An 8468-nucleotide genomic window follows, 5' to 3' on the forward strand; every position below is an offset into this window, starting at 1 on the left:
GTGCTGTCCCGCCAGCGTAAAACTTTACCGCCTCGATCTTGCCGCCAGCGCACTCCATCGAAATCCCGTAGCAGCTGCCGAAATGCCGGTTGAAATATTTTTCAAATGGAAATAGGAATGTTCAAACGATGATCGCGGCGCGGCGGCGCGCCAATGAGTGGAGGAAGCGACATGTCCCATCCGCAATTCGCAGCGGAACTCCTGCAGCGCGCTGAAAAACAAGGGCCGATCACCATCGGCCTCGCAGGCGCCGGGCAGATGGGAACGGATATCGTCGTCCAGGTCGCGCTGATGCCGGGCATGCGCATCGGCGCTATTTCCGAAGTCAGGCCGCAGGCGGCGATCGATGCCGCACTTCTTGCCGGCCATGACCGTTCCGACATCGTGCAGGCGCCCAATGCCGCGGCCATCGACCGCGCCATCGAGGCCGGCAAGATCGCCGTCACCGAGGATCTGCATGCGCTCGCCGCGGCCGGCCGCATCGACGTCATCATCGACGCCACCGGCAATCCCAATATCGGCACGCTGTTCGCACTCGAAGTGATGAAGAACGGCAAGCACATCGTCATGCTCAATGTCGAGGCCGACATCACCATCGGGCGTTTCTTGAAAGAGGAAGCGCGCAAGGCCGGCGTCATCTACACGGGTGCGGCCGGCGACGAGCCGGCCTGCACGCTGGAGATCATCGGCTTTGCCAAAAGCCTCGGCTTCACAATAGTTGCCGCCGGCAAGGGCAAGAACAATCCGCTCAACATCGACGCGGTGCCCGCCGATTACGAGAAGGAAGCGGCCGAGCGCAACATGAATGCGCGCATGCTGGTCGAGTTCGTCGACGGCTCGAAGACGGCGATCGAGATGGTGGCGATCGCCAACGCCACCGGCCTGGTGCCCGACGTGCCGGGCATGCACGGCCCGACGGCGACGCTGGAGGAACTGGCCAACGTGCTCTGTCCGCGTGAGGATGGCGGCGTGCTGCACCGCAAGGGCGTGGTCGATTATTCGATCGGCAAGGGCGTCGCGCCCGGCGTGTTCTGCATCATCGAGACCAAGCATCCGCGCGTGCTGGAGCGCATGATCGACCTCAAGGTCGGCAAGGGCCCCTATTTCACGATCTTCCGTCCCTATCACCTCACCAGTCTGGAAGTGCCGCTCTCGGCGGCGCGCGCGGTGGTCTACAAGCGCGCCGACATGGAGCCGCTCGACCATCCGGTGGCCGAAGCGGTGGCGGTCGCCAAGACCAATCTCGGCATCGGCCAGTCACTCGGCATGATCGGCGAGAACGACTATCGCGGCTTCGCAATGACCTGGGAGGACGCGCGCGCCAAGGGCGTGCTGCCGATCGGGCTTGCCGAGCGCGCCAAGGTGGTGAAGCCGATCAAAGCCGGCGACTTCCTGACCTATGAAAATTGTGTACCCGACGATTCGATGGTGATAACCCAGATCCGCCGTCGTCTCGACCAGTCGGACGGGCGGTTCGTTACCAACGCGGCCTAAAGCGCGTCGCGCTGAAACGGATCCAGGCGACGCGCTTCAGGTCTTTGTTTTTATGGATGCCGTTTTCGCAAAACCGCTGCACACTTTTGCGCGACATGCATTAACCTTGCGGATCCTCGGCTGATGGACGATGTCGTAATCGGGATCGACGCCTCGACGACGGCCGTGAAGGCGATCGCTTTCGCGCGGGACGGCACGGAACTCTTCCAGGCACGCGAAACCTATCCGCTGTCCAATCCGGCGCCGGGCCATTTCGAGCAGGACGCCGAGCATTGGTGGACGGCGCTGCTGTCGGCGCTGAGACAGGTTGCCGACAAGATCGATGCGCCTCGCATGAAGGCGATCGCAATAGCCCACCAGCGCGAGAGCTTCACGCTGATCGACGGTGCCGGCAAGCCGCTCATCCCTGCCATCCTGTGGCTGGACGAGCGCGCCCGCCGCCAGGTGGCGCAGCTTTCGGCCGAGCTCGGCCGCGACGCGATCCGCGACTGGAGCGGCAAGCCGCCGGACCCGACGCCGGCGCTCTACGCCTTGGCCTGGCTGATGGAGCACAGGCCACAGGCACTCTCTGACGCGGCAGCGCTGGTCGACGTGCATGCCTTCTTCGTCCATCGGCTCACGGGGCGCCTCGTCACCAGCACGGCGAGCGCCGATCCGCTCGGCCTGCTCGACATAGCGCATGGCGCCTGGCACCCGCGGCTGGTCGAGGCGGCAGGTCTGCGGCCCGAACAATTGCCGGAGCTCGTGGCCCCCTGCGCAATCTGCGGCACGCTGTCGGAAAACGTCTCGCTAGCGACGGGCCTCGAGGCCGGCACGCCGGTTATATCCGGCGCCGGCGACGGCCAGGCGATGGGCCTCGGCATGGGGGTCTACGGTCCCGGCAAAAGCTATCTCTCGCTGGGCTCCGGCGTCGTCAGCGGAAACTATTCCGGCACGGTCACGACATCCGATGCATTCCGCACGCTGGTCTCGCCGACCGGCTCCGGCTTCATGCTGGAGACCGTGCTGCGCTCCGGCATGCAACTGGTCGACTGGATCGTGCGCACCACCGGCTCGCCTTCAGCCGCAGTGCTGGAGAAGGCTGCGAAGGATGTCACGCCAGGCAGCGACGGTCTCCTCGTCTTGCCTTATTGGGCCGGCGTGATGAGCCCTTACTGGGACGGTGCGGCGCGCGGCGCCATCGTCGGCCTGTCGCTCGATCACGAACCAAAGCATCTCTTCCGCGCAGTGCTGGAAGGCATCGCGCTGGAACAGGCGATCGCCACCGATGCGATGGAGGAGCAGACCGGCAAGGCCGGCACCATGATCGCGGCCGGCGGCGGCACCAATTCGACGCTGCTGATGCAGATCATGGCGAGCGTGCTCGAGCGGCCGCTTTTCGTCTCGCCGGTCAACGAGGCGGCGGCGCTTGGCGCCGCCATGCTCGCGGCCGCGGCAATCGGCTGGTTCGCTTCGCCGGAGGACGCGGCAAAAGCGATGGCGGCGGAACCGGCAAGACAGGTCGATCCGGTCGAGGCGCTGGTGCCGACCTATCGCGCCCGCAAGGCGATCTACCGCGACCTTTATCACGCGACACGCGACATCCATGCGCGGCTGGGCGCGGCCTGAATGTGAGCAACGCCATATGCGTACGCTCCGGCCGATGCTAGGTTGCCTGGCGCGGCGGACGATTGCTCATGAACACAATTCTTCATCATGCTGGCCTAACCTGCCTTATCGCCCTGGCGGCAATGCCCGCGCCGGCGCTTGCCGGCGACAGGCCGGCATTCGAGCTCACGCTCGACATCGACCAGGACGGCACGATGGACCGTGCCGTGGTAGTGCAGGACGACGGCCCGGCCGACCTTTATTTCTATCTGGCGACGGGAGAGGAAAAGCCCGATCCCGCGCGAAAGCCCGACTTCGTCAGGAGGGCGCTGACCGAGGACCGGATCCTCGATCTCGAAAGCAAGGGTAAGGGATCGCTGGCGATCACCTCCTGCTTCGGCTGCGGCGCCAGCAAATCGACGGAGGACACGCTTACCGTCGTCTATCGCAACAGCAAGTTCCTGGTCGGCGGCTACAGCCGCAACTGGGACTGGAACATCCAGAAATCGGACGGCACCGTCGAGACGACGATTGGCGATTGCGACATCAACTACCTCACCGGTAAGGCCACAGCGTCCACAGACCTGGAAGACGGCAAGCCGGTCAAGGGCAAGTTCAAGCCCGTGCTGCTGAGGGACTGGTCCTACGAGAAGCGCCCCAAGATCTGCAGCTTCTGATCCAGTGAATTTCAGCGACTGAGCAGGCCCTTCGCGGCGTCCTCATCGGTGATCAGCACAGAAACCTTCGCGTTGGCGAGCGCGGCGCGCATGACGGCGATCTTCTCCTGTCCGCCCGAAACCAGGATGGTGGTCGGAATGTCGGAGAGATCCTGCAGCGGATAGGCGCAAACGCGGCGATTGACCTCATGGTCGACCGTGCGGCCCTCGGCGTCGATGAAGTGGCAGAGGATATCGCCGACCGCGCCAGCCGCCTGCAATTCCTCGAGCTCGCTCGGCTTGATGAAGCCGTAATTGGCGATCGGGCTGTCGCTGGAGAAGGAACCGACGCTGAGCACGGCGATGTTGGCGCGCCGCGCCCGGAAGACGACGTCCTGGACACTGCGCTGACTCATGAAGGCATCGCGCTGCTCCGGCCTGTCGGCATAGACCGGCACCGGCAGCAGATAGCATTCGGCGCCGATCTTCTCGGCGAACTCCCAGGCGCTCTCGGTCGGGTTGAGCGGCTGCGCATGGGTGAGGCCGCCAAGCATCGAGACCACCGTGGTCCTGGCGATCGGCCGCCTGGGCAGTTCGTTGATGGCGAATTTCAGCGTCCTGCCCCAGCCCAGCGCAATCACATCGCCGGGATTGACGTTGTCGGCGAGATAGGCGGCGGCGGCGTGACCGATCAGCAGCGGCGTGTTGCTGCGGTCGGCGGCCGACGGCACGACCACGGCCTGGCTGAGGCCGAAGCGCTGCTTCAGGCCCTCCTCCAGTTGCACGCATTCGACGACGCTGTCGCGGATGCGGAATTGGACCACGCCCTCCTCACGCGCGGCCGACAGAATGCGATGCACCTTGATGCGGCCGACGCCGAGGATCTCCGAGATGCGCTCCTGCGTCAGGCCTTCGACATAATAGTGCCAGGCAGCGCGGGCCTTGAGCTCGGCATCCGGAAAGCGCGAAGCCTTCTCGTTCTCGATCACCGCCATCCTTATGCCTCCCGGGTGCGCTGGACTTTCCCTATGGCAAACCGTCGGTTCGCGCAAACCATCGCCGAATGCATGCACGGCACTTGACAATTTTCTGATGAACGTTTTAGCTGAACAAAATTGCATATCAAAGATAAATTGTTCACAAGGGAGGTGCCTGGTGAACAAGAGCGGCCGGCGCGCCATCGCCGGTCCGCTGACGGAGGAGACGAAGTGGCCGTGAGCAACGAGACGAGCGAGTTGAAGGCTGGCACCGGCGCCGCGCAGGCCGCGTCAGGCGCGAAGCTTTCGGCGCTGTTTGCCGGGACGATGGGACCTTTGATCGGGCTGGCGCTCTTGTGCATGGCGCTGGCGCTGACCACCGACACCTTCCTGACCTTTCGCAACATCCTCAACGTGCTCGACCAGGTCACCGTGCTCGGCATCATGGCGATCGGCATGACGCTGGTCATCCTGATCGGCGGCATCGACCTTTCGGTCGGCTCGGTGCTTGCGCTGGCCTCGATGGTGATGGGCTATGTCGCCTATCCCGACTACCTCAACCTGGGCGTTCCGGTGGGCATTGCCGCGGCGTTGGTCGTGGCCGGCCTCTGCGGCCTGGTCTCCGGCCTGCTGGTGACAGTGACCAAGCTGCCGCCCTTCATCGCGACGCTCGCCATGATGTCGGTGGCGCGCGGTCTCGCCAACATGATCACCGACGGCTCGCAGATCGTCGGCTTTCCCGATTGGTTCACCAACCTGTCGATCGTCCGCCATTTCGGCTTCCTGTCGGTCACCGTCGGGCTGATGTTCGTGCTGGCGATCATCTTCGCCATCTTCCTCAACTATCGCGCCACGGGCCGCAACCTTTATGCGATCGGCGGCAGCGCCGAGGTCGCCCGTCTTTCCGGCATTCCGGTGAAGTCGCTGACAAACTGGGTCTATGCTGTCTGCGGCCTGCTTGCCGGGCTCGCCGGCATCGTGCTCGCCGCCCGGCTCGATTCCGTGCAGCCGAGCTCGGGCGTCGGCTACGAGCTCGACACGATCGCCGCGGTGGTCATTGGCGGCGCCAGCCTTTCGGGCGGCATCGGCTCGATCGGCGGCACGGCTATCGGCGTGCTGATTATCGGCGTGCTGCGCAACGGGCTCAACCTGCTCGGCGTCTCGCCCTTCGTCCAGCAGGTGGTGATCGGCGTGGTGATCGCGCTGGCGGTCGCCACCGACACCTGGCGGCGCCGCAGGCAATGAGAATTCGCCCGGATGTCCGGGCGGAACGGATCGGTCGATCCGAGACTGGGACTGTCCGGCCGGGGGCGCCGCGATGCGCAGGCGGGACGGAATTGAACACCAACGGAGGAAAAACATGCTGACCAAACGTTCACTGCTGCTTGCGGCCGCGGCCATCGTCCCGCTGCTCGGCCTGTCCGACGCCGCCTCGGCCAAGGACGCCAAGAAGCTCGGGCTGGCCGTCGCCAACCTGCAGGCGGACTTCTTCAACCAGATCAAGCAGTCTGTCGAAGCCTACGCCAAGGAGAAGGGTATCGAAGTCATCACCGTCGACGCCAAGGGCGACTCGGCAACGCAGGTCAGCCAGGTGCAGGACCTCGTCACGCAGAACATCGACGCGCTGATCTACATCCCGGCCGGCGCCACCGCCGCGACCGTACCGACCAAGACCGCCAAGGCCGCCGGCATCCCGGTGGTCAATGTCGACCGCAACGCCGACGGCGCGCCCGGCGACACCTTCATCGCCACCGACAGCGTCAACTCCGCAAAGGGCGTGTGCGACTACATCGCCAAACAGGCCGGCGGTAAGGGCGAGATGGTCATCATCCATGGCCAGAAGGGCACGACGCCGGAAGTCGACCGCTCCAAGGGCTGCGGCGAAGCGCTGAAGGCCTATCCGGACATCAAGGTGGTCGGCGAGCTCTGGAGCGATCAGTGGCACCAGGACGAGGGCTTCAAGCTGGCGCAGGACCTGCTGCAGGCCCATCCCAATGTCTCGATCATTTTCGGCCAGGCCGACGCGCTGGCACTGGGTTCGGCCCAAGCGGTGAAGGTCGCCAATCCCGATCACAAGATCTGGATCGCCGGCTTCGACGGCGATGTGGCGGCGCTGAAGGCGCTGAAGGACGGCGTGTTCGACGTCACCGCGACGCAGCAGACGCAAGGTATGGGCCGTCTCGCCGTCGACTCGGCGGTCAAGCTGGTGGCCGGCGAGAAGCTGCCCGCCGATCAGTTGCAGGATGCGACGTTGACCACCAAGGACAATGTCGCCCAGTTCATCGAGAAGCATCCCTAAAGAGCTGGCACCTTCAAGAGAGCGCCACGATGTCCACTGAACTTCGCCAAAGCGAAGGCCCGCATAACGGGCTCTTCGTCAACGGGCTGAGCAAAAGCTACGGACCGGTGCAGGTCCTGGCCGACGCGAGCTTCGAGGTGCGGCCGGGAGAAGTCGTGGCGCTGCTCGGCGAGAACGGCGCCGGCAAGTCGACGGTGTCCAACATCATCGCCGGTTCGACGAAGCCCGATGCCGGCACCATCATCTGGCGGGGGCAGCCCTATTTCCCCGCCAATCCCGCCGCGGCCATCGAGGCCGGGGTCGGCATGATCCATCAGGAACTGAAGCTGCTGCCGGACCTGTCGGTGGCGGAGAATGTCTATGTCGGGCGCCTGCCGATGCGCGGCGGCCGCATCGACCGCGCGACCATGAACGTCAAGGCCTCGGCGCAGTTGAAGCGCCTCGGCCTCGATGTCTCGCCCGAGCGTAAGGTGCGCACGCTGCGCGTCGCCGCCCAGCAGCAGGTCGAGATCGCCAAGGCGCTGACGCTGAACGCGGAGCTTTTGATCCTCGACGAGCCGACCGCGGCGCTCGGCGGCGAGGAGACGGAACTGCTCTTCCAGCAGATCCGCAAGCTCAAGACCGAAGGCATGTCCTTCATCTATATCAGCCACCGCCTCGACGAGATCGCGCAGATCGCCGACCGCGTGGTGGTGATGCGCGACGGCCGCATCGTCGCCCGGCACGAGCGCGCCGATATCCCGGTGCGCACCGTGGTGGAACAGATGGTCGGGCGCAGCGTCGAGCGCATGTTCCCGAAGCTCTCGCCGCCCGGCGACAAGACGCTGCTCGAAGTCGAGAACCTGTCCTCGCCGGAGCGCAGCTTCAACAATGTTTCCTTCTCGGTGAAATCGGGCGAAATCCTCGGCATCGCCGGGCTGATCGGCGCCGGACGCACGGAGCTGGTGCGGGCGATCGCCGGCGCCGACCCGATCTCGTCCGGCACGGTGCGAGTCGCGGGTCAGCCGATCCATCTCAGCGGCCCGGCGGCGGCGATCAAAGCCGGCGTCGTGCTGGTGCCGGAAGACCGCAAAGAACAGGGCGTGGTGCTCGAACAGACGATCGGCGAAAACCTCGCCATCGGCAATTTCGACCATGTCGCGCCGAACGGCTGGGTTTTTCCGAAAGCGGTGCAGAGATTCGCCGAGGCCGGCATTTCGAGGCTCGGCGTCAAGGGACGGCCGAACCAGGCCGTCTCAAAACTTTCCGGCGGCAACCAGCAGAAGGTGATCATCGCCAAATGGGTGTCGCGGCCGCCCAAGGTGTTCATCCTCGACGAGCCGACGCGCGGCATCGATGTCGGAGCCCGCGCGGCGATCTACGACGTGGTTGCCGACCTCGCCCGCTCGGGCATGGCGGTGGTGGTGGTGAGCTCCGACCTCGAGGAAGTGCTGGGGCTTTCGCACCGCGTGCTGG

The 8468-nt window shown here is 65.0% G+C and carries 7 protein-coding genes; 6 read left to right on the top strand and 1 reads right to left on the bottom strand.

Annotation, left to right across the window (positions count from 1 at the left end):
* Positions 1–171 precede the first annotated feature (171 nt).
* The 3 genes from EOA38_RS20265 to EOA38_RS20275 all read left to right on the top strand — a co-directional run bounded on the left by EOA38_RS20265 (position 172) and on the right by EOA38_RS20275 (position 3758).
* Positions 172–1494 carry a homoserine dehydrogenase gene (locus tag EOA38_RS20265; RefSeq protein ID WP_127300054.1) on the top strand — a complete coding sequence of 441 codons (1323 nt, stop codon included), beginning with the start codon at positions 172–174 and terminating at the stop codon, positions 1492–1494.
* 123 nt (positions 1495–1617) lie between these two features.
* The gene (locus EOA38_RS20270; protein WP_127300055.1) at positions 1618–3102 is read left to right on the top strand and encodes an FGGY family carbohydrate kinase; all 1485 of its coding nucleotides are present in this window, start codon (positions 1618–1620) and stop codon (positions 3100–3102) included.
* A 68-nt stretch (positions 3103–3170) separates the two neighbouring features.
* Positions 3171–3758, top strand: a complete 588-nt coding sequence (locus EOA38_RS20275; protein ID WP_127300056.1) for a hypothetical protein — start codon at positions 3171–3173, stop codon at positions 3756–3758.
* A gap of 11 nt (positions 3759–3769) precedes the next feature.
* Here EOA38_RS20275 and EOA38_RS20280 read toward each other — a convergent pair whose 3' ends face one another.
* Positions 3770–4732, bottom strand: coding sequence for a sugar-binding transcriptional regulator (locus EOA38_RS20280; RefSeq protein ID WP_127300057.1), 963 nt, complete (start codon positions 4730–4732; stop codon positions 3770–3772).
* A gap of 309 nt (positions 4733–5041) precedes the next feature.
* Here EOA38_RS20280 and EOA38_RS20285 point away from each other — a divergent pair, with 309 nt between their 5' ends.
* From EOA38_RS20285 to EOA38_RS20295, 3 genes are all read left to right on the top strand, one after another.
* The gene (locus tag EOA38_RS20285; protein WP_245480883.1) at positions 5042–5959 is read left to right on the top strand and encodes an ABC transporter permease; all 918 of its coding nucleotides are present in this window, start codon (positions 5042–5044) and stop codon (positions 5957–5959) included.
* Positions 5960–6074: 115 nt separating this feature from the next.
* Complete coding sequence (locus EOA38_RS20290; protein WP_127300059.1) at positions 6075–7013, top strand: sugar ABC transporter substrate-binding protein; 939 nt, start codon at positions 6075–6077, stop codon at positions 7011–7013.
* 29 nt (positions 7014–7042) lie between these two features.
* The coding region (locus tag EOA38_RS20295) for a sugar ABC transporter ATP-binding protein (protein WP_145966007.1) at positions 7043–8468 on the top strand (1426 nt) is incomplete at its 3' end.

The organism is Mesorhizobium sp. M1E.F.Ca.ET.041.01.1.1, assembly GCF_003997355.1.
In the GTDB taxonomy this organism is placed as follows: domain Bacteria; phylum Pseudomonadota; class Alphaproteobacteria; order Rhizobiales; family Rhizobiaceae; genus Mesorhizobium.

Bases quoted from the DNA above. Each gene is read 5' to 3' on its own strand.
- EOA38_RS20265 (WP_127300054.1), top strand. From the start codon at position 172: ATGTCCCATCCGCAATTCGCAGCGGAACTCCTGCAGCGCGCTGAAAAA.
- EOA38_RS20270 (WP_127300055.1), top strand. From the start codon at position 1,618: ATGGACGATGTCGTAATCGGGATCGACGCCTCGACGACGGCCGTGAAG.
- EOA38_RS20275 (WP_127300056.1), top strand. From the start codon at position 3,171: ATGAACACAATTCTTCATCATGCTGGCCTAACCTGCCTTATCGCCCTG.
- EOA38_RS20280 (WP_127300057.1), bottom strand. From the start codon at position 4,732: ATGGCGGTGATCGAGAACGAGAAGGCTTCGCGCTTTCCGGATGCCGAG.
- EOA38_RS20285 (WP_245480883.1), top strand. From the start codon at position 5,042: ATGGGACCTTTGATCGGGCTGGCGCTCTTGTGCATGGCGCTGGCGCTG.
- EOA38_RS20290 (WP_127300059.1), top strand. From the start codon at position 6,075: ATGCTGACCAAACGTTCACTGCTGCTTGCGGCCGCGGCCATCGTCCCG.